The organism is Cohnella luojiensis, assembly GCF_004564235.1.
Lineage (GTDB): Bacteria > Bacillota > Bacilli > Paenibacillales > Paenibacillaceae > Cohnella > Cohnella luojiensis.
The window spans coordinates 99937-119772 of sequence record NZ_SOMN01000012.1; the positions used below are offsets into that span (position 1 = coordinate 99937).

General features: G+C 46.6%; 24 protein-coding genes and 2 pseudogenes. 7 read left to right on the forward strand and 19 right to left on the reverse strand.

Translation table 11 applies throughout. The features are described from left to right. Positions 1–13 precede the first annotated feature (13 nt). The gene (locus E2980_RS11340; protein WP_135152295.1) at positions 14–394 is read right to left on the reverse strand and encodes a hypothetical protein; all 381 of its coding nucleotides are present in this window, start codon (positions 392–394) and stop codon (positions 14–16) included. 22 nt (positions 395–416) lie between these two features. After that, positions 417–1067 (reverse strand): peroxiredoxin-like family protein, encoded by a 651-nt coding sequence (locus tag E2980_RS11345; RefSeq protein ID WP_135152296.1) that lies wholly within the window; start codon positions 1065–1067, stop codon positions 417–419. Positions 1068–1591: 524 nt separating this feature from the next. Between E2980_RS11345 and E2980_RS11350 the strand changes: the two genes are divergently transcribed. After that, positions 1592–2056 (forward strand): Rossmann-fold NAD(P)-binding domain-containing protein, encoded by a 465-nt coding sequence (locus E2980_RS11350; RefSeq protein WP_167747081.1) that lies wholly within the window; start codon positions 1592–1594, stop codon positions 2054–2056. A 162-nt stretch (positions 2057–2218) separates the two neighbouring features. Then, the gene (locus E2980_RS11355; RefSeq protein ID WP_135152298.1) at positions 2219–2920 is read left to right on the forward strand and encodes a Crp/Fnr family transcriptional regulator; all 702 of its coding nucleotides are present in this window, start codon (positions 2219–2221) and stop codon (positions 2918–2920) included. Positions 2921–3349: 429 nt separating this feature from the next. Here E2980_RS11355 and E2980_RS11360 read toward each other — a convergent pair whose 3' ends face one another. The 7 genes and pseudogenes from E2980_RS11360 to E2980_RS11390 form a co-directional block, all read right to left on the reverse strand. After that, positions 3350–3985, reverse strand: coding sequence for a peptide-methionine (S)-S-oxide reductase (locus tag E2980_RS11360; protein WP_135152299.1), 636 nt, complete (start codon positions 3983–3985; stop codon positions 3350–3352). A 66-nt stretch (positions 3986–4051) separates the two neighbouring features. Continuing rightward, entirely contained in the window at positions 4052–4375 is a 324-nt protein-coding gene (locus E2980_RS11365) for an iron-sulfur cluster biosynthesis family protein (RefSeq protein ID WP_135152300.1), read from the reverse strand. A 44-nt stretch (positions 4376–4419) separates the two neighbouring features. Continuing rightward, positions 4420–4890 carry a YkgB family protein gene (locus tag E2980_RS11370; protein ID WP_205699957.1) on the reverse strand — a complete coding sequence of 157 codons (471 nt, stop codon included), beginning with the start codon at positions 4888–4890 and terminating at the stop codon, positions 4420–4422. A gap of 137 nt (positions 4891–5027) precedes the next feature. Continuing rightward, on the reverse strand, positions 5028–5345 hold the full coding sequence (locus E2980_RS11375; RefSeq protein ID WP_135152302.1) for a thioredoxin family protein: 318 nt from the start codon (positions 5343–5345) through the stop codon (positions 5028–5030). A gap of 60 nt (positions 5346–5405) precedes the next feature. Beyond that, positions 5406–5841, reverse strand: a pseudogene (locus tag E2980_RS11380) (NAD(P)/FAD-dependent oxidoreductase); the annotation flags it as partial. A gap of 108 nt (positions 5842–5949) precedes the next feature. Next, positions 5950–6138, reverse strand: coding sequence for a hypothetical protein (locus tag E2980_RS11385; RefSeq protein WP_205699958.1), 189 nt, complete (start codon positions 6136–6138; stop codon positions 5950–5952). A 44-nt stretch (positions 6139–6182) separates the two neighbouring features. After that, positions 6183–6833, reverse strand: a complete 651-nt coding sequence (locus E2980_RS11390; RefSeq protein WP_135152303.1) for an NADP-dependent oxidoreductase — start codon at positions 6831–6833, stop codon at positions 6183–6185. Between the two features lie 434 nt (positions 6834–7267). On the opposite strand from E2980_RS11390, the gene E2980_RS25135 reads away from it, so the two are divergent. Beyond that, a complete protein-coding gene (locus tag E2980_RS25135) occupies positions 7268–7423 on the forward strand; it encodes an NAD-dependent epimerase/dehydratase family protein (protein WP_167747082.1) in 156 nt (51 codons plus the stop codon). 207 nt (positions 7424–7630) lie between these two features. Then, positions 7631–7969 (forward strand): MmcQ/YjbR family DNA-binding protein, encoded by a 339-nt coding sequence (locus E2980_RS11400; RefSeq protein ID WP_135152304.1) that lies wholly within the window; start codon positions 7631–7633, stop codon positions 7967–7969. A 265-nt stretch (positions 7970–8234) separates the two neighbouring features. Here the strand turns inward: E2980_RS11400 and E2980_RS25140 are convergent. Beyond that, positions 8235–8423, reverse strand: a pseudogene (locus E2980_RS25140) (transposase); the annotation flags it as partial. 663 nt (positions 8424–9086) lie between these two features. Beyond that, complete coding sequence (pdxR, locus tag E2980_RS11420) at positions 9087–10526, reverse strand: MocR-like pyridoxine biosynthesis transcription factor PdxR (RefSeq protein WP_135152306.1); 1440 nt, start codon at positions 10524–10526, stop codon at positions 9087–9089. Positions 10527–10835: 309 nt separating this feature from the next. Here pdxR and E2980_RS24205 point away from each other — a divergent pair, with 309 nt between their 5' ends. After that, a complete protein-coding gene (locus E2980_RS24205; protein ID WP_167747083.1) occupies positions 10836–10985 on the forward strand; it encodes an MFS transporter in 150 nt (49 codons plus the stop codon). Between the two features lie 313 nt (positions 10986–11298). Next, positions 11299–12000: a Crp/Fnr family transcriptional regulator gene (locus E2980_RS11425; protein ID WP_135152307.1), complete on the forward strand. Its 702-nt coding sequence runs from the start codon at positions 11299–11301 to the stop codon at positions 11998–12000. Between the two features lie 133 nt (positions 12001–12133). Here the strand turns inward: E2980_RS11425 and E2980_RS11430 are convergent, their stop codons facing one another. From E2980_RS11430 to E2980_RS11465, 8 genes are all read right to left on the reverse strand, one after another. Then, positions 12134–12469: a zinc-binding dehydrogenase gene (locus E2980_RS11430; protein ID WP_205699959.1), complete on the reverse strand. Its 336-nt coding sequence runs from the start codon at positions 12467–12469 to the stop codon at positions 12134–12136. Positions 12470–12860: 391 nt separating this feature from the next. Next, complete coding sequence (locus E2980_RS11435) at positions 12861–13559, reverse strand: Crp/Fnr family transcriptional regulator (RefSeq protein WP_135152308.1); 699 nt, start codon at positions 13557–13559, stop codon at positions 12861–12863. Further along, a complete protein-coding gene (locus E2980_RS11440; RefSeq protein ID WP_167747084.1) occupies positions 13552–13788 on the reverse strand; it encodes a glutaredoxin family protein in 237 nt (78 codons plus the stop codon). Before E2980_RS11440 ends, E2980_RS11435 begins: the two co-directional genes overlap by 8 nt. 45 nt (positions 13789–13833) lie before the next feature. After that, positions 13834–14298, reverse strand: a complete 465-nt coding sequence (locus E2980_RS11445; RefSeq protein ID WP_135152310.1) for a TetR/AcrR family transcriptional regulator — start codon at positions 14296–14298, stop codon at positions 13834–13836. 266 nt (positions 14299–14564) lie between these two features. Then, positions 14565–14918, reverse strand: coding sequence for a DsrE family protein (locus E2980_RS11450; protein WP_135152311.1), 354 nt, complete (start codon positions 14916–14918; stop codon positions 14565–14567). Positions 14919–15328: 410 nt separating this feature from the next. Then, entirely contained in the window at positions 15329–15952 is a 624-nt protein-coding gene (locus tag E2980_RS11455) for an FMN-dependent NADH-azoreductase (RefSeq protein WP_135152312.1), read from the reverse strand. 443 nt (positions 15953–16395) lie between these two features. Then, the gene (locus tag E2980_RS11460; RefSeq protein WP_135152313.1) at positions 16396–17058 is read right to left on the reverse strand and encodes an NAD(P)H-dependent oxidoreductase; all 663 of its coding nucleotides are present in this window, start codon (positions 17056–17058) and stop codon (positions 16396–16398) included. A gap of 134 nt (positions 17059–17192) precedes the next feature. Beyond that, positions 17193–17690, reverse strand: coding sequence for a peroxiredoxin-like family protein (locus E2980_RS11465; RefSeq protein WP_240702990.1), 498 nt, complete (start codon positions 17688–17690; stop codon positions 17193–17195). A gap of 566 nt (positions 17691–18256) precedes the next feature. Between E2980_RS11465 and E2980_RS11470 the strand changes: the two genes are divergently transcribed. After that, entirely contained in the window at positions 18257–19780 is a 1524-nt protein-coding gene (locus E2980_RS11470) for a redoxin domain-containing protein (RefSeq protein WP_135152314.1), read from the forward strand. The last annotated feature ends 56 nt before the right edge of the window (positions 19781–19836 follow it).

The following is a 19836-nucleotide window of genomic DNA, read 5'->3' on the forward strand; positions in this document are numbered from 1 at the left end:
AGCCATCCATCCTTTAAGTCGTTGCTTGCGAATAATTGATGTACGCAACCGGACTTCCTGCCAATCTGCGAAGCAGCGTCAATTGGCCGATATGGCTGGTCGCGTCCGCTAACGGTCCCTGAACAAGGTTTTCGACAACGCTTTGTTCCGGTATAAATTGCAAGACGGCTTGATCCAATTGTTCGACTATTTCATAATATCGCGCCGCTTCTTCATACCAGCCTTTAGATTCAAGTCGTACGCGCGGCGAACCGGCAATCGTTGAACAGCAGTTTTGTAACAATTGCGATATGTGACATACAATTTCGATCGGCGTCCTGACGCCGTAACCGGCATCAAATGAAGCAAAATCGCTCGCTGTTCCGGAAATGGCAACCGTGAATCGGAACTTCATAGCACCCAGCCAATGACGAACGTTACAGCTTTTTTAGCTCTCGCAAAATTTCCTCCGGGCTTTGACGCTGCATGAAATTCGGATTGACATAGGAGGAGCGAATAATGGCGCTCTCATCAATCATGAAAGTAGCCGGAACCGGCATAACCCATTTCGAGGTATTGTTGTACTCCGCAAGATCGAGTCCGATACCTTCCATGACTTCCCTTACTCCCGGCGGAACATCGAAAAGCAGATTGTACTTGGCCGTTACCAAGCCGTTCGGATCGCTAAGGACTTGAAATTCCAATCCTTCCTTTTCCTGAAGGGATAACGAATGATCCGGCTTTTGCGGGCTAATCGCTATAAGCTGCGCTCCCGTCGCCTGGATTTCCGGTAATATCTGCTGGTAAGCCCTTAATTGCATATTGCAAAAAGGACACCATCCGCCGCGATAGAAGACCAGCACAACCGGCCCTTTCGCGAGCTCTTCAAATAAAATTACATCTCGGCCTAGTGCGTTTGTTAATTTAAAGTCCACCGCCTTTTCGCCTGGTTGCTTCCCGGAAGCGATCCCCGATTTCTGAAGTTCCTCAATCATTTGACCGATCTTGATCTGCGCTTCAATCGGTGAATTGGCCATAAACTGCTGTGTGGCCGCTTCCAGCTGTTCGGTTAAATTTTGGTTGCTCATCGTTCTGAAACCTCCAATATCGAATGATAGCTTGATTATAAATTCAAATTAAAGCGGAGTTCTGTGAAGTAAATTACAGTTCTCCATCATATTTTGAAATACGAAATACGGAAGAACAATGTAATGTAAATTACAGACACCGATTCGACCGGCATGTTATTCTGCAAGAATCAGGCAGCCTGCCATGGACAATGGGTTATCAATTAACCGCATCTTTTTTTCCTGGCGGGAGAAAATTCTCTAATTAAAAAATAAGAATGCAAACGTGAAAGGAGAATACGGATGTAGATAATCGGTTTAGGAGGAACAACGTTTTTTTGGTCGCCGGTTGGTTCGTCTATTGCTCGCGGAAGGTCATGGACCATTACAACAAGAGGTCAGACACCGGATGACTTTGGCGATGACGTGACCCGAATTATATCGGACCGGACGAATCGGGAATCAATGATATTAGCGTTTGCCAACTGTCAATATGATATCGTATACGACAAATCTGCTTTAATCCTCAAGACGCCAAAATCGCCGTGGAAGCGTTTGCCCTCCGCGTTAAGCGATATATTTTAACCTCGAGCATGGCGGTTTATAATAGTAAAGATACCGAAATCACCGAAGACGATTTCACGCCGGAACAATACGTCTACGATTTAGAAGTTGAGAAATATGATTATGCCGAAGGAAAACGTCAGGCCGAAGCCTATTTCTTCCGGAAAGCGACATTTCCCGTCGTTGCGGTTCGCGTAGCCATGGTTGTATCGGGAACCGACGATTATACAGGCCGTTTTGATTACTATGTGAAGCATGTTGCTGAACATAAATCTATCGGCGTGTTGGAAGTCGAGCACCCTATTACTTATGTGACGTCACGGAACCGCTGTTTCATGTGCGATCGCGCGAGGAACAAAACTTGTCCCCTTATGCCATGCCTTATACATGGAAGCTGTCGAATGCCAGAGCGGCGTCTGCCGGGTTTGCGGTTTCGCCGATTCTGAAGTCGATTGTCGGTATGGTCCAGAAAAGCATGGCGCGACTGGGCACTGAAAAATAAATGGCTGCAACATTCAAATATTTACGAAACAGCCAAGGGAGAAGCATCGCAACTTATCAAGAATCCGTATCCCGTTGGCTAATACCATTTGGAGGATCGATATTCAATGAACAAACTCTGGTATTTATCGCAAATCAGCATTTTTGAAGAAATGTCGCGAGAAGAGATAAGAGAGATCGATCAGTTAGATACCATCCATCATTTCAATTGGATCACAAAAAACACATTGGTCCAAACACCGGAGTCCACGCGCGAGGGACTCTATTTCGTCAAGGAGGGCAAGCTTAGACTCTATAAACTGAACGACAGCGGAAAACAGTTCACCCTTGGCATTCTCACAAGAGGAAATATATTCGGAGAGTTAAATTCATTCTCGTTCGGAACCAGGAGGTTTTATATTGAAACGATGGAATCGTCGCTTCTTTGCACCATGTCCGAGCCTCAGTTCGAACGGCTGATGATCAATCGGCCTCAGCTCGCGCTCAAATTTCTTAAAGCACTCAGTGACCGGTTAAAGAAGCGGGAGGATCAATTGGAACAGTTTGCGCTTCATGGTCTTAGAAAACGCGTGCTCCATCTCCTTTCCACACTGAGCGCCAAATTCGGCGTCATTCAAGACGGATATGCGTTGATCGATCTGCCGCTTTCCCATCAAGAGATTGCCAATATGATCGGCGCTAGCCGCGAAGCGATCAGTGGCGTGATGAGCGAGCTTGCCAAGGAGGGCGTCGTTAAGACATCACGCCTGTCTGTTCAACTTGCTGTTACAATACTTGAAGAAAATATTCCTCGAAACTCTACACATTGATAAGCAAAGACCACCGGATTTCCGGTGGTCTTTGCTTTTACTTTAAGGACATATGTCGAAAATTGCCATTTAGTTCCCATTTCCGAAGCCGGAAATGGGGGGAGTACCAGCGTAGCTGTCACCAGGGGCAAAGTAGATGGAAACCTGAGAGAGCATTCGCCAGCGTGTCCCGTACTCACTTTAACAGTGAAGAGCAGTGCGGGCGGCGCGGACTCACGTGATGCCCGTGGAACGTGGAGCTTGGCCGCTGGGTACCACGGCATGTTCGGGTTGGATTAAAGTGTGACCGTCGTCAGGTTTATTCACAGGTACAAGAGAAGGTGAGAAAGCCAAGGATTTCACTTTGAAAAACCATGTAGGCGGGGACATTTTAAGTAACCTATAAGTTATAGCAGCCCTATTAACAGGGCTGCTTTTCATTTTTTTCTATTAATCTAACCTACACATATCCTCTGACTGCTCTTTCGAATTCTCCCTCACTTCTCGGATTACCGACCAAAGGGAATCGTAGGCTGAATCCGGAAACTCTTGCATCAGTTCTTCTAGTGAACCACAACCCTTTGAAAGACCATTTAGCCTAGCAGCTAAGGTTGATTCAACTAGTGACTCCTTTTCCACATGTAGCTCCTGCCACTTCTCATAGACCGGTTTCCACCTCTGAAGGTAATACTTTTGATGATGAAGGTCTGCTTCGTAAAATGAATGTAGGGGCTCTACAGAGGTATAGCTGTTCCCATGGATATGCTTAATCTCTTCTAGTTTTTGAAGCATTTCACTCTTCTGCTCTTCGTTTTCAAACAACAATAAAGATCGATACTTCATGGAACGAGGTGCTCTGGTTGTATTATGTTGCTTAAAAAATTGATTTACGATTTGCTCTAAGCTTAAAAGCTCTGCGTTAAACTGGACTTGTAAAACCTCCGTGTAGTCAAACGTGTTTTTCGAGGTCGGTTGACCTTCTTTTCCACCTGCGTACCCGACTCTCGTTCTAAGAATCCCTGAATGGTACCCAAAACGCGTCTCAGGCCCCCAAAAGCAACCCATTCCAAATGTTACGGTATCCAATTCTCATCACCTCAAAAAAAAAAAATACAAATGAGGGCAAATCGATTACAAGATGCCTGATTTGTATCATCCTTCATTTTTATATTCTAGCTTCATGTACGCCGTATAAATTTGACTGTTGCTTTTTAGAATAAACGTGGATGTATTTGGATTATAGTCCACTTTTAGATCTTCATCAAATAAATGGTCTGACTTATGTCCCAGTAGGACTGGTTTAAAGTTGGTTGAAAGGAATTGTTCGTTTATTTCTGCACTCAGTTCCTTTATCCCAACAAACGTTACCCAATCTGCTCCAATGGAGCATCCACCCAGGCTAGGATTTAACTGATACGCCTGTGCGGGCTCCTGACTAAGTCTTTCCATTGCTCTTTCTGTAAATAGAACGTTCATGATGTTGTCCTCCTTTCTTCCAAATCCCGGGTTTTATGAAACGTTCAACGGCTAGCCGCCTTCAGTGACTCGCCCAAGGCAAACACAGAAGCGCCCAGCAAGACGAGATCCTTCAACAGAAATTGACCTGGCGCCACAGAAAGGGCGGGGAAACCGAGGCTCGGCTCAAAGACACCCGGGGTGGAGACCATGAAACTCAGTGTCGTCAGAAATAGAATGCAGGAAAGAAACGCTCCAACAGCTGACAGCTTTGCAGACACAAAGCGGCTGAGAATGAGTAGGCCGACTAATAATTCTAATATGCCCAATAGAGAAGAAAACGTATGAATTGAAAAATAGTTGTAAAGCCATCCAAGTACTGGGCTGTTGCTTACAAGGGGGGCAATCCCCTTCGCTTCGTAGGCCGTGAATTTCATCGCGCCAATCCAAATATAAACGATGGCCAGTGCAATAAACAAACCCTTTGTTCCGATGATCTCAATTTTTTGACCGAAAGCTTCAAATAATTTGAACATGAACGTTTCCTCCTCCGCCATTAGCGATAGTAAGTTTGTTATTTTGTTCTTTAACTGCCATTTCAAACCTCTCCTTTGAATATGAATTTATTTTGAATTTGAATAAAACCCTCCGTGTGGGACGCCCGAGCTCCGCTTCAGGATATGGATTGGAGATATTCCCGCACCTGAGCCGGCGTCTTGGCATTTTTGCTGTGCAGGTGCGCCAGCTTCGCTCCGTTTTTGTAGACGAGCAAGCTCGGAATGCCGAGAACCTGATTCGCCTCCGCAACCGACTGAAGCTGCTCCACATCGATCGCATAGAAATTCTTATCCGGGTTCTCCGTGATGATGCCGCCGATGAACCGATCCAGGTTTTTGCAATCGGGGCACCAGGTTGCGTCAAACTTCACGACAGTGTACTGATCTCTGTTGATCAATTGTTGGTATTGCTCTTCCGTAAGTATTCGTTCCATTTGTATCCTCTCCTTAGTGATTTTTATATGATTATTGGATGGCCTTCCACTTCCACTTGCTTACACGGCTTCCACCGCAGCCGGCAGCGGAAGCTCTTCCAAAAACCGTTCGGTGTCCAACCCTGCGATCGCTCCGCTCCCTGCCGATGTGATCGCTTGACGGTAGACGGGGTCCTGCACGTCACCGCAGGCAAATACCCCCGGAATGCTCGTTGCCGCCGTTCCCGGCTTCACGATCAGGTAGCCCTGCCGGTCGGTCTCCAACTGGCCGCTAGAAAGTCGGTATTCGGATGATGGCCGATGGCGACAAATATGCCGTCGGTCTCGATCACTTCCGCCTCACCAGTCTCGTTGTTCCGCACCTTCAAACCGGTGACGCCGCGCTCACCCGAGAGAACCTCCAGCGTGGTCCGGTCCAGCGCCACCCGATTTTGCCGTTATTGCGGGCCTGGTCCTGCATGATTTGCGAAGCCTTCAGCTCGTTCCTTCTGTAAATTCACCATTTAATAACATATACTTTGCCCTTGGTGACAGCTACGCTGGTACTACCCCAAATGACCAGGCCTCGCGGCTGACGATGATTCACGAGACCCGGTCATTGTCCCTAAGCCCTTACGGACGAACGCGGATGATCGTCTTTCCCTTGGATCCGCTCAGTCGGGTTGAAGGCGGCGACGGCATCGTCAAGGGTCGCGATTTGGCCGATGTTCGTCCGCAGCCGTCCGTCACGCACTCGCTGGGCGATCTCACTCAGTTGGGCGCGATCGGATACGACAACGAAGTCGACCGCCAAGCCCTCGGCCGGCTGTGCCCGGGCGGGTTTGGTTCTCAGAACCCTCACGGACGAACACGGATGATCGTCTTCCCCTTGACCCGCTCGGTCGGGTTGAAGGCGGCGACGGCATCGTCAAGGGTCGCGATTTGGCCGATGTTCGTCCGCAGCCGTCCGTCACGCACTCGCTGGGCGATCTCACTCAGTTGGGCGCGATCGGATACGACAACGAAGTCGACCGCCAGGCCGTCGGCGGGCCGCGCCTCAGGCGGCCCGGCGACGGTCACCAGCGTTCCTCCGGCTCGAACCAGACCCGCTGACCGCTTCCCGATGTCGCCGCCGAAGACATCGAAAACCAGATCGACGCCGCCGACGTCTTCCAGCGAGTCGTTCTCAAGGTCGACGAACTCCTGCGCGCCGAAGTCGAGCGCGGTCTGACGGTGGGCAGCGCGTCCGGTGCCGATGACGTAGGCGCCGGCCTGACGTGCGAGCTGTGCCGCCATCGATCCGACTGCGCCGGCCGCACCGTGCACGAGGACGCTCTGCCCCGCCCGGAGGTGGCCGTGCTCGAACAGACCTTGCCAGGCGGTCAGGCCCGTCATTGCGATGCTCGCGCCCGAGAGGCTGGCGAGCCTCGCCGCGTCCGGCTCCGGCCGCTCCACCAGCTTCATCCCGGCCGTTCCCGCGGCCTCGTCCGTCACCACAATCGCTTTCATTTGGACACCTCCCTGTATAGTCTTCGCCTGCACGGCACGTCTGTCCGGAAGCTATTAGCGCCGCCAAAGCTCGGTGAATTGGCCTTAAACTCCTGTGTGGCCGCTTCCAGCTGTTCAGTTAATTTTTGATTGCTCATCGTTCTGAAACCTCCAATATGGAAAGGATAGCTTTATTATATTTCTAAAAAAATTGGAGTTCTGTAATGCAAATTACAGTTCTCCATCATATTTTGAAATACGAAATACGGAAGAACAATGTAAATTAGATTACAGACACCGATTCGGCTGGCATGTTAATCTGCAAGTATCAGGAAGCCAGCCATGGACAAAGGGTTATCAATTAACCGCATCTTTTTTTCCTGGCGGGAGAAAATTCCCCAATTAAAAAATAAAAATGCAAACGTGAAAGGAGAATACGGATGTAGATACTCGTTTTGGGAGGAACAGCGTTTTTCGGTCGCCGGTTGGTTCGTCTATTGCTCGCGGAAGGTCATGATGTGACCATTGCAACAAGAGGTCAGACACCGGATGACTTTGGCGACGCCGTGACCCGAATAAAAGCGGACCGAACGAATATCGGGAAGCAATGATATTAGCGTTTGCCAACTGTCATTATGATATCGTATCGTATACGATCAAATCTGCTTTAATCCTCAAGACGCCAAAATCGCCGTGGAAGCGTTTGGCGTTCGCGTTAAGCGTTATATTTTAAATATAAAGAAACTGAAGATGCTTGCCGACGGTTTAGATTAACGGCGTGGACTATACGATGTCATTTACGAAGGAGATGAGCCGGTTTGAAAAATAATTTCATCGAATACTGTCTAAACAAAAAAGGAGCGATTAAGGATTATCCCTTGGGAACCGATCCACTCGCGATAAAAATAGCAGGTAAAATATTCGCTCATTTTTATGAGGAAAAAGGGTACTTGATCCTAAAATGCGACCCCGTGATTGCGGAAAACTTGAGAGAGCAGCATAAGGATGTTCGACCGGGTTATCATATGAACAAACAGCACTGGAATACGATTATTCTCGAGGGTTCTTTGCCAGAGTCGGATATCTTTGCAATGATTGACCACTCTTACGATTTGGTTGTTAAAAGCCTTCCTAAGAGCATCCGGGAGTCTATTTAGTCTTACAATTGTTGGATATCTATCATACAAATGTGTTTCCTCATCTTTACATGACGAAGGCTGCGCTCCCGTATCTCAAGGCAGGAAGGGGCAGATCCGCGTAAACCGCGGATTTTTTCATTTTCACGATACAAGTTTATGTCCAATGCGCTGGACAAAAACTTGCATATCGTTAGCCGAAAGGACAAAAACTTATCGATATCATTTGCCCGGAGCCACGCAACAGAGGGCAACCGCCCTCAGCAGCGGTCAGCCGGTCGGTCGGGGCCAAATCCATCACTACCGCATAGGGTGCGAGTTGCCGGAAATCCGGATGTTGCGATTCATAGGCCCGCAATTCGTCCAACTTACGGCCGGGGAGCATATCCGGCATCGTTTCGCCACACAGATTGTGAATGCCAGTGTTATACTTGTGTCCTTTCTTGATTGCAAAATCATCAACACCCAGGATCATCCCTTTTAAAAACCCTAAGAGACCGAAAACGGCTTTCGCATGGTGCTCACGAGAGGGGTAAATTACGGCCGGGACGCGCAGAGTTATTTGACCCTGGGACGAAGTCATATCGCCGTTCTCGCTCGGGATCGTCGGGATTCGCGACATACAAGCGCTGTACGTGGAAGGCCATGATTTTTAACCGGAGCGCGCGAAAGAGATCGTCCGGGCAGCAATGGAACGGGCCGTCAACTTGCCGCGTCCTGGTAACGCGCCGGACGCGAAAAATCCCCCTCGAGGGGATTTTTTGTTGACCGTTCCATTGGCGTCACATCGAGCCCCGCTATCTCGTCTTTTTGCAAAGAAGCAGAAAAGAGGTAATAACTTCTTTACCTTCTCAATAATAGATTCCCAATTCCCTGAATTCGAAAACCCAATCCCCCATTCTACATCTCGTAGTGCCTTTCTTAATTGAATAAGTTTATCGATTTCGGTCTGTTTAAGATTGTTTAGCGGTTTGGTCATATCATCATGTGGATAATCAATTAGGCTGTTATAGAGACTGTTCAAATCCCTAAGGATTTGAGAAAGTGTCAGATAGCTGAACCGGTATTTAAACAGCAATTTAAAAATTAGATGTTACATTAACGGGGAGCAGTTTGCCATCGGCAATAATACATACGTTTACGACATATGTCTTAAGACACTCGCAATCGCCTTGATTCCCTCTAAAATGTTGATTTCTTCCACATTGCCAAATCCCATAATAAGTCGATCTTCGTACCTTCCTTTAGCGATGGTGTATCTTTCTGCTGGATATACTTTAATATGAAGTTCCTCAAGTTGAGCGACTACTTGGGAGTCGTATAGGCTTCCGGCCATTTCCGCAACCAAATGCAGGCCTGCGGCATCCCCGGATATTTTCACTCTGCTGCCGAAAATGTTGGACAAACCGGCGATGAGACATTTTCGTCTTTTGCTGTAAATGCGCTTCATACGGGCGATGTGGTGTTCCAGGTGGCGTTCGGTGATAAATCTCGCCAAAGAGATTTGCGGCAAGATCGGACAGTGCATGTCTGTCAGCTGCTTTAAACGAAGAAGCGGAGTTAGCAGCTCATGCGGAACTACCATATAACCAATACGCAACGCAGGAAACAAGTTTTTACTGAAAGTCCCGACATAGACGATACGTTCCGAGTCGAGCTCTCTTAGGGCATGTACCGGCATTCCTGTATAACGGAATTCGCTGTCGTAATCATCTTCGATAATATAACATCCGGTTTGTCGGGCGTAATCTATAAGCTGAATGCGCCGCCCAATGGAAAGAATGCTGCCTAAAGGAAATTGATGTGAAGGAGTGACGAACACGCATTTGGGGTGCCGATGAGTCGGCATGTCGTCAACGCGCAGGCCATGTTCATCTACGGGAACCGGTATAATATCAGCACCTGTCGATGCAAAAATATGTTGAATGAAGGTGGCGCTAGGATCTTCTATGACTACTGAGTCCCCCGGTTTTAATAAAAGCCGGGACAGCATGGCTATGGCTTGAGTCGCTCCGGCGGTTATGATCACCTGTGAAGGCAGACACCGAATCCCCTTGGTATGCAGCAAAAGCCGACAAATATTCGTGCGAAGCTGCCAATGGCCTGCAGGATCATCGTCATAGCAGCCAAATTCTCCTGAATGAGTATTTGCATATGCGGCAATGGCGGTTTCTTTCCATTTCTTGAAAGGGATGTGCTCCAAAGCCGGAAAACTTGGACGAAAATCAATGCCTTGGAAGCGAGCCGGGGGTTCCGCAACAGTCGCTTCACCGGAAGAATCGATTTCTTGGAGCTGAGAAGGGAATTGTCGTTTACTTCCGCCCAAATCAACGACATAGCTGCCAGAGCCTTGACGGCCCTCCAAGTACCCTTCGGCGATTAGCTGTTCAAACACGTCCACGATGAGTGCCCGCGATACTCCGAATTCGTTTGCCAAATCCCGCGTCGATGGGAGCTTAACACCGGCTGCATAGACACCTTGAAATATCTGTTCGCGCAGTAAGGAATAGATTTGTTTGGTTTTCGATTCAATTGTAGCAGACAACGTGCGTCGGGGCATAAAGCAAGCCTCCTTCATTTCAAATAAGTGGTATGCTGATTTTCAAATAAAAGTGGATCTGATGGAATCCAATTTTACATGCTAAGGTGGATATTGCCAATACAAAGTTTCAGATAGAAGATGAAACCGATGAACCTTCGAACCTTGTTTATTCGGACCCGTGAACGGAATGTTCGAAACAGTGAAGCAAACTCACAGCCTCAGGGAATACCGTCGAAGGCGGCCGACTGGCTTCCGATCGCCGCCCTCTTTATGACATCTCTGAATCTGAGGCCTACGATTAGTTCAATCGCGCCTATACTAGAGGTCATTCGAAGAGATCTGGGCATGAATGCATTTGCAGCCAGTTTATTAACCTCTATCCCGGTTCTTTGCATGGGCTTTCTTTCGCCGCTATCCATTCGACTCGGCAAACATATTGGCTTTGAACGGGGGATTATCCAGATTTATCAAAAAGCGAATTTCTTCATTTTATAGGAACAAAATCCGATTTTGTCGGACCAATCAATGCGTCAAACGGAAGTAGTCTGAGCATCCAGGAACTCGGTCGTCATATTGGGGAATGCCTAAATACGGAACCGCTGTTTCATGTTGGATCGCGCGAGGAACAAAACTTGTCCCCTTATGCCATGCCTTATACATGGAAGCTGTCGAATGCCAGAGCAGCGTCTACCGGGTTTGCGTTTTCGCCGATTTGGAAGTCGATTGCCGGTATGGTCCAGGAAAGCATGGCAACTTATCAAGGATCCGTATCCCGTTGGCTAACACCCATTTGGAGGCTCGATATTCAATGAACAAGCTCTGGTATTTATCGCAAATCAGCATTTTTGAAGAAATGTCGCGAGAAGAAATTAGAGAGATCGATCAGCTAGATACTATCCATCACTTCAATTGGATCACAAAAAACACATTGGTCCAAACCGCGGAGTCCGCTCTCGAGGGACTCTATTTCGTCAAGGAGGGCAAGCTTAGACTCTATAAACTAAACGACAGCGGAAAACAGTTCACGCTTGGTATTCTCACAAGAGGAAATATATTCGGAGAGTTAAATTCATTCTCGTTCGGAACCAGGAGGGTTTATATTGAAACGATGGAATCGTCGCTTCTTTGCACCATGTCCGAGCCTCAGTTCGAACGACTGATGATCAAACGGCCTCAGCTTGCGCTCAAATTTCTTAAAGCACTTAGTGACCGGTTAAATGAGCGGGAGGAACAATTGGAACAGCTTGCGCTTCATGGTCTAAAAAAACGCTTGCTCCATCTCCTTTCCACACTGAGCGGAAAATTCGGCGTCATTCAAGACGGATATACGCTGATCGATCTGCCTCTTTCACATCAAGAGATTGCCAATATGCTCGGTGCTAGCCGCGAAGCGGTTAGTGGCGTGATGAGCGAGCTTGCCAAGGAGAACGTAGTTAAGACATCACGCCTGTCTGTTCAACTTGCTGTTACAATACTTGAAGAAAATATTCCTCGAAACTCTACACATTGATATGCAAAGACCACCGGATTTCCGGTGGTCATTTCTTTTACTTTAAGGATTTAGTTCCCATGTCCGAAACCGGAAATGACCGGGTCTCACTGCTGACGATGATCCACGAGGCCCGGTCACTATCCCTGAGTCCTTACGGACGAAATCGGATGATCGTCCTTCCCTTGATCCGCTCGGTCGGGTTGAAAGCAGCGACGGCATTGTCGAGGTTCGCGATTTGGCCGATATTTGTCCGCAGCCGACCATCCCGGAACCGCTGGACGACCTCACCAAGTTGTGCGCGATCGGCCTCGACGACGAAATCAACCGCCAGGCCCTCGGCCGGCTGTGCCTCGGGCGGGCCGGCGATGGTCACCAGCATTCCACCGGCCCGAACCAGCCCTGCCGACCGCTTCCCGATGTCGCCTCCGATCACGTAGAAAACAAGATCGACGCCGCCGACGTCTTCCAGTGTATGACTAAAAGCCACGTAAAATCATCCTCATAAATCATAACCAAATGGTTTCGATGTTTTTTAACCCTAATAGTACTCAACTGTTTGAGTGATCAATACGACTGTTCAACAAAAAACCTGCTGGCCAAGACCACCGGATTAGGCGGTTAATTGAACTATCGTTCTCCGTTAGCTCAATTACACTGCTCGGGCAATTTCACTCAAAATGAAACACTTTTTTACCATCTTTATCAAAACCATTTAATAAAAAACCTGGATGAAATTCACTGTATTTATCTTGCAATGCAAAGTTTTAAACTGCCCCCGCCAAGTAGACAGTAGAAAAATAAAATGCGGTTAAACGGCCTTTGTCCTGAATTCCATGGGATTGAGGCTGTTTCGTTTTGCCTGTAATCGCTCGTTATTGTTAAAACTCAGCATGATTCAAGTATGCTTTGATTTTTTGCGAATGAACCGAGATCTGCATTCGACCGGTTCGAAGGATGCCTTTTTTGGACAAGTCCTTCAAAATCGTGGTCACCGATTCGCGCGTTATGCCGATCATATTGGCAATTTCTTGGTGGGTCAAAGGAAAATCGATTTTGACGAAGTCGTCGTTTTCCGTGCCGAACTGCTCGGATAATTTAAGCAGCAAATGCAGTACGCGATCTTCGATATTACCGATGGCCAGCTTTTCAAGTAGCTCCTCTTTCTCCTTCAGCTGATTGCTTAAAACCTTCAGAAATCGCATGGCCAGCTTCGGTCTTTTCAGGAGGAACTTTTCGAAATGCTCGCGCAGAACGGAGCAGATCAAGGTCTCTTCGATAGTTTCGATGTACATGTCGTGCGTTCCGAACGATAAGGAGTCGATTTCGCCGAACATATTGCCGCTCCCCAGGATAGCAGTCGTAAACTGCTTGCCTTCGGCGTTCACTTTGTACATCCGGAGCTTGCCTGTTTTTACGAAAAACAAGCCGTCACGATGATGTTCAGGAGTTTGGATAAGCGTGCCTTTGGGAACTGCATTAAAATGGGTCATCGGAGCCATCATATCGATTTCCTTAAAATCCTCCGGAGAGAGAGAGTCAAAAATGCTGATTCTCGATAAATACCAAAGCTTATCCATGCGGTTTTAATGCCTCCTTCAATTTCTGGCGGTCAAACGAATGAAGTACGTGCGTACCGGCTACGATGAACGGCGTCGCGATACCGCCGAGACGAAGCATTTCGGTGAAAGCCTCCTTGTCGGTTCCGACGTCCTTGTATTGGTAAGGAATTCCTTCCTGTTGAAAGAACTTTATGGTTTCGGTGCATGCGGCGCAATGATCGGCTCCGTACAATACGACATTCTTCATTTCCATCTCCCCCTTGCTCCCGCTGAGGTCATAAGAACCGGCCAGTCACGGCCGGGTATTGAATAAGGCGATTGATTTGTTTGAAAAAAACAGGGGATAATTTCCTTTCCTTCCGAATACTCGCTGATATTGCAAAATTCCTTTACCGCCTGCCAATATCATGATCGCAAGCGGTTCGATTTCCGCTGCAGAGTCGATGCCGCCTTCTTCCTGAATCGCTTTAAGAATTTGGATCAGGATAAAGAGTTCCTTTTCGCTCACTTCTTTTACTTTGTGCTGCAGCGCCTCAGGCAGCGATTCGAAATCCGCTTGCAGGGAAGATAGGGGACATATATCCTGCATTCCGAAGCGAGACAATCGATCGGAAAAATAATGCTCCAGCCTCTCTTCGGGCGGTAATGAAGCGATACGAAGCAACAGCTGTTCCAAGCGCTCCATCATTCGCTCCAGGATTGCGGCTCCTAAGTCCTTCTTTTTTTCGAAATGGTAATGAATGCTCGCTTTGGTCACGCCGAGCGGCTTCGATAAATCGTCGTAAGCTCATGGCAACAAAGCCTTTTTCTTGAATCAGCTTGAACGCCAACGAAATGATTTGATTTTTTCTGCTCTCCATGACTGTATTCTAACTATTTAGTCGGTAAGGAGCAAATTTTAAACAACTCCTGCGGTATGATGGCCGAAACGGGAGAGAGTCAAGCGAAAGCGAAAACAGGCTGATCAAGGTGTCTTGACCAGCCCATCTTCCTGTTGTCAAACGGTGTTTACGGCGCTCGAAATTAAAGGGTGATGATTTGGTAATCGTCCGTAATCAATTTCGAAATGCTGAGGTGTCCTTCCACATCCGCGAATGTCGGGAGGCCGGCGGATTTGGCATCCTCGGTCACGCCGAAAACGTTCGCGCAGAAATTGCAAACTCCGGCGATGAGGCCCAGCTCTTTAGCGGCTTTGTAAAGAGGATTGAACATGTGGGATGGATCCTCTAGCGTTTTTACCCAGGTCGTACCTTGGCCGTCGAAATAAATTTTGACATCGAAGTTAGCCTCGTGCAGCTCTTTGCCATACAGCAGGGCATGAGACACTCTTCCCCCTTCATTCTCCGTGGCGTGTACGATAATAGCTACTTTTTTCATGCTTGGACACTCCTTATTGTTGTGATGTATGTTTCATGAGCTTATCTTAACCGGAATGAGACGAATCCTTCTGCGAAATATTTCACATTACGAATGTTATTTTTTCGGGTAGTGCCTTATGTAAAGATATGGGTTTCCCGCAGCAAAATAACATCGCCCATCAATTTAACGCCGGAGTCGGTATATGAAGCTGAACAATCGCCTTAAATCCGAACAGCATGTATCCGAACACAACACCATGAGGAGCATCCGGACTGAGATCATCTAATGGCAGCGAGACCGGCTCCGTCGTGCAAAGCAGGGGCATTTACCATTTCCCGTTCGAAAAATCCCTTCTGGCCGACGACGACGAACAGTGCTCCGCACTCGGAAACAGTACCACGAGCTGGGGGTCGAAATCGACATCGTGATTAAAAAGTCATCGCATGCTTTTCTGCATCCGATATACCCTTGCGAATAATTTCATCTGCTCGCTCTCGGTCAAAATCATGTCCCTCCACATATAATACTTCTACGTTATGAATACCTATGATGTTAAGCACTTGTTTTAAATACGGGTGACTATGATCCATTTTCGTTAAAGGTCCTTGCGAGTAAATACCGCCGCTAACTTGAATATGAATGGCTTTTTTACCTATTAAATGTCCGACAGGACCATTTTCGGTGTAATGAAATGTTTTTCCGGCCACCACAATGGAATCGATAAATTCTTTTAATCGTGGTGGAATACTCCAGTTCCACATAGGAGATACAAATACGTATTTATCAGCGCTCGTTACTCGATCTATAAATTGATTTAAAGCATTCATTTTTTGCTGTTCGACTTGACTCAACTCTGAAAATGGCATTCCCTCCCAACTGTTAAGGATATCGCGATCCACGCTTGGAAATTCCTCTTCATATAAATTTATTTCCTGAATCTTATCATTTGCATGAGTTTCGCAATAAGCTTTAATAAAAGCTTGTCCTACTCGATGACCAACTGAGTTTTCAATTGATTTTGGATTAGCAGTAATGTATAGAACTTGTGCCATGTTAAATCAAACGCTCCCTTTTCTTAAATTGATGAAATCCCAAATAAATGACATTTTCTTTCTTTTAGCGTTGTTATATTTTGAAGCCAATCTTAAAGCAGCTTCTTCAGCTTCTTTATTGTGTCAGGTCTTTTTGTCGCCATGGGTAGAATTGGGATGACTCCATTGTTATTCTTGACAACCCTGCATGCGCTTGTCTCTGCTGTTCATGAGATGGTCAGAACATCATTAATGATCCCCTCCTAAGAACGCCCTCACACACGGGATAAATACGAAAAGCTACCAGGGGACGCATTGAGATCTCAGCCGTCAGAATTGGCGAAGATATTATAATGACCGTCACCATAAAAAAGAAGTTGCCGCACCCGCAGCAACCCCATTCTTAAACTCGAGCACCTGTTAGCGAAACATGTCCCCTGATGCTGAGAAATATCATCTTAAGTTTATCGCCACTCAACAATCTCATCGAGATGTTGTCTTGTTTGTGGACGTTTGGGATCCTTTTGACGATATCCGAAAGCGACCATACAGGCTACACCGAAATCGTCGCCTTTAATGATACCCTCATTTTGTAAAATAGCGGTCAACTGCTTTTTATCAAAACCTTCGATCGGACAGGAATCAATACCGATTTGAGCCGCGGCTGTCATCATGTTTCCCAATGCTATATAGGTTTGTCTGATTGACCATTCAAAAATGAGACGGTCATTATCTTCGAGTTCTGATTCGACGAAGGATTTGTAGAAATCGTACCAATCTTGCACAACTTCTTCAGGCATATGATGAATGTCTTTCCACATTTTGTTCACGTGAACCGAGTCAGGCCGTAAGCCTTCTTCTCTTCTGGCCAATATAACTACAAAATGGCTGGCAGTGGGCAGTTGTCCCGTGGCACCGCCAGATACAGGTTTTAATTTTTCGCGAAGAGCTGCATTCTGGATCACGACAAACTTCCACGGCTCGAAGCCAAATGAACTTGGAGACAATCTTCCTGTCTCCAAAATAAAGTGAAAATCTTCATCCGAAATCTTTTTGTTGGTATCAAATGCCTTGCTAGCATGTCTGAACTGGTATGCTTTTAAAATTTCTTCCTTGGTCATTGTCATAATATATTCTCCTTCTTAACTAACATTTAATATAGATGCATAGCTGCCGGATATCCAATACTAAGCATCGCTTCTTCAGACTTGTTTTTACCATAATCGATTATTCTGCTCACAAATGTATGATGCAAAAATCGTTACAGTTTTTTTAGCTCTCGTAAAATTTCCTCCGGGCTTTGACGCTGCATGAAATTCGGATTGACATAAGCGGAGCGAATAATGGCGCTCTCATCAATCATGAAAGTAGCCGGAACCGGCAAAACCCATTTCGAGGTATTGTTGTACTCCGCAAGATCGAGTCCGATACCTTCCATGAGTTCCCTTACTCCCTGCGGAACATCGAAGAGCAGATTGTACTTGGCCGTTACCAAGCCGTTCGGATCGCTAAGGACTTGAAATTCCAATCCTTCCTTTTCCTGAAGGGATAACGAATGATCCGGCTTTTGCGGGCTAATCGCTATAAGCTGCGCTCCCATCGCTTGGATTTCCGGCAATATCTGCTGGTAAGCCTTTAATTGCATATTGAAAAAAGGACACCATCCGCCGCGATAGAAGACCAGCACAACCGGCCCTTTCGCGAGCTCTTCAAATAAAACTACATCCCGGCCTAGTGCGTTTGTTAATTTAAAGTCCACCGCCTTTTCGACTGGTTGCTTCCCGGAAGCCTCCCCGATTTCTGAAGTTCCTCAATCATTTAACCGATCTTGATCTGCGCTTCAATCGGTGCATTGGCCTTAAACTGCTGTGTGGCCACTTCCAGTTGTTCGGTTAAATTTGGTTGCTCATCGTTCTGAAACCTCCAATCTCGAACGATAGCTTGATTATAAATCCAAATTAAAGCGGAGTTCTGTGAAGTAGATTACAGTTCTCATATTTCGACATACGAACATTTGACTGATCTTGATCTTCGCTTTAATCGGTGATTAGCCTTAAACTGCTGTGTGGCCGCTTCCAGCTGTTTGGTTAAATTTTGTGCTCATCATTCTGAAACCTCCAATATTGAATGATAGCTTGATTATAATTCTAAAAAAATCGGAGAACTGTAATGTAGATGACAGATGCCGATTCGGTGGCAAGTTAATCTGTATACTAAACCTCCAAGTACCATTGAGTTATCATTCAATTTTATTTTGTCCTGGATGGCAGGAGAAATTTCGCTCAATTAATAAAATAAGAATGCAAACGTGAAAGGAGAATATGGATGAAGATACTCGTTTTAGGAGGAACAGCGTTTTTCGGTCGCCGGTTAGTCCATTTATTACTCGGGGATGGCCACGATGTGACCATTGCAACAAGAGGTCAGACACCGGATGATTTTGGCGACGCCATGACCCGAATAAAGGTGGACCGGACGAATCAGGATGCCATGATGGAAGCGTTTGGCAATTGTTATTATGATGTCGTCTACGATCAAATCTGCTTTAATCCTCAAGATGCCAAAATTTCCCTGAAAGCGTTTGGAAACCGCGTTAAACGGTATGTATTAACCTCAAGTATGGCGGTTTATAACAGTAAAGATACCGAAATCACCGAAGACGATTTCATGCCGGAACAACACAGCTATGATTTAGACGCTAAGAAATATGACTATGCCGAAGGAAAACGCCAAGCCGAAGCTTATTTCTTCCGGAATGCGGTATTTCCCGTCGTTGCGGTTCGCGTAGCCATGGTCGTATCGGGAACCGACGATTATACAGGCCGTTTTGATTACTATGTGAGGCATGTTGCTGAACATAAATCGATTGGCGTGTTGGAATCCGAACACCCTATTACTTATGTGACAGCGTGGGATGCGGCCGAATTTCTTAATTTTATCGGAGCCAAATCCGATTTTGTCGGACCAATCAATGCGGCGAATAGCGGTTACTTAAGCATCCAAGAACTCTGTTATGAGATAGGGGACTGCTTGAATACGACCCCGCTGTTTCATGTAGGCCGACATGAAGAACAAACTTTATCCCCCTACGCCATGTTTCCTTATACTTGGAAGATATTGAATGCCAGAGCAGCATCTTTAGGGTTTGAATTTCCGCCAATTCAAAAATCGATTTCGCTTATGGTCCAGGACAGTGTTTCTAAATGGGAAAGAAGCTTAAAAGATGAACTTGATGCATTTCAGGCTCAAAACCAAATGTCGCCAGATGCCGCGGCGACATTTGCCAGATTGATTCAGGACCTTCGAGATCAAGGTGCAGGCAAAGGACTGAATATCAGAGATAAGGCTCCCGATTTTACCCTGGAAGATGCTACGGGCAAACCCGTCACATTATCTGAAGAACTAGCCAAGGGCCCCGTCATTATCGTGTTTTATCGGGGTGAATGGTGTCCGTACTGCAATTTGCAATTGAAGGCCTATGAACGAATCATGAATGAGATTAAAGCTGCCGGTGCTCAATTGATTGCCATTAGCCCGCAAACACCGGATCATTCGCTTTCCATGAAAGAAAAACATGAACTGAGCTTCATCGTCCTTAGCGATGCGAACAACAAAACTGCGGAAAACTACAATCTTAAATACAAGCTGCCTGACTTTATGCAAGCCATTCAGAAAAAATCTGGTATTGAGCTACATCAATATAACGGTGACCATACATTTGAGCTTCCTGTCACAGCCACATATATTATCGATAAAAAAGGAATCGTCATAGCCGGTGCTTCAGATTTAAACCATAGAACGCGGATGGAACCGTCCGAAGCCTTAAAAAAAGTCCGTTCGTTGCAATAATGTTATTGCAACGAACGCCAATGACTTTGCCAACATTATTTTGGAGGCCGATATAT

What these genes read in the sequence shown, in the direction of transcription:
- E2980_RS11340 (WP_135152295.1), bottom strand. Translation starts at nt 394, where the DNA reads ATGAAGTTCCGATTCACGGTTGCCATTTCCGGAACAGCGAGCGATTTT.
- E2980_RS11345 (WP_135152296.1), bottom strand. Translation starts at nt 1,067, where the DNA reads ATGAGCAACCAAAATTTAACCGAACAGCTGGAAGCGGCCACACAGCAG.
- E2980_RS11355 (WP_135152298.1), top strand. Translation starts at nt 2,219, where the DNA reads ATGAACAAACTCTGGTATTTATCGCAAATCAGCATTTTTGAAGAAATG.
- E2980_RS11365 (WP_135152300.1), bottom strand. Translation starts at nt 4,375, where the DNA reads ATGAACGTTCTATTTACAGAAAGAGCAATGGAAAGACTTAGTCAGGAG.
- E2980_RS11370 (WP_205699957.1), bottom strand. Translation starts at nt 4,890, where the DNA reads ATGTTCAAATTATTTGAAGCTTTCGGTCAAAAAATTGAGATCATCGGA.
- E2980_RS11375 (WP_135152302.1), bottom strand. Translation starts at nt 5,345, where the DNA reads ATGGAACGAATACTTACGGAAGAGCAATACCAACAATTGATCAACAGA.
- E2980_RS11390 (WP_135152303.1), bottom strand. Translation starts at nt 6,833, where the DNA reads ATGAAAGCGATTGTGGTGACGGACGAGGCCGCGGGAACGGCCGGGATG.
- pdxR (WP_135152306.1), bottom strand. Translation starts at nt 10,526, where the DNA reads ATGAAGGAGGCTTGCTTTATGCCCCGACGCACGTTGTCTGCTACAATT.
- E2980_RS24205 (WP_167747083.1), top strand. Translation starts at nt 10,836, where the DNA reads ATGAATGCATTTGCAGCCAGTTTATTAACCTCTATCCCGGTTCTTTGC.
- E2980_RS11425 (WP_135152307.1), top strand. Translation starts at nt 11,299, where the DNA reads ATGAACAAGCTCTGGTATTTATCGCAAATCAGCATTTTTGAAGAAATG.
- E2980_RS11435 (WP_135152308.1), bottom strand. Translation starts at nt 13,559, where the DNA reads ATGGATAAGCTTTGGTATTTATCGAGAATCAGCATTTTTGACTCTCTC.
- E2980_RS11440 (WP_167747084.1), bottom strand. Translation starts at nt 13,788, where the DNA reads ATGAAGAATGTCGTATTGTACGGAGCCGATCATTGCGCCGCATGCACC.
- E2980_RS11450 (WP_135152311.1), bottom strand. Translation starts at nt 14,918, where the DNA reads ATGAAAAAAGTAGCTATTATCGTACACGCCACGGAGAATGAAGGGGGA.
- E2980_RS11455 (WP_135152312.1), bottom strand. Translation starts at nt 15,952, where the DNA reads ATGGCACAAGTTCTATACATTACTGCTAATCCAAAATCAATTGAAAAC.
- E2980_RS11460 (WP_135152313.1), bottom strand. Translation starts at nt 17,058, where the DNA reads ATGACAATGACCAAGGAAGAAATTTTAAAAGCATACCAGTTCAGACAT.
- E2980_RS11470 (WP_135152314.1), top strand. Translation starts at nt 18,257, where the DNA reads ATGAAGATACTCGTTTTAGGAGGAACAGCGTTTTTCGGTCGCCGGTTA.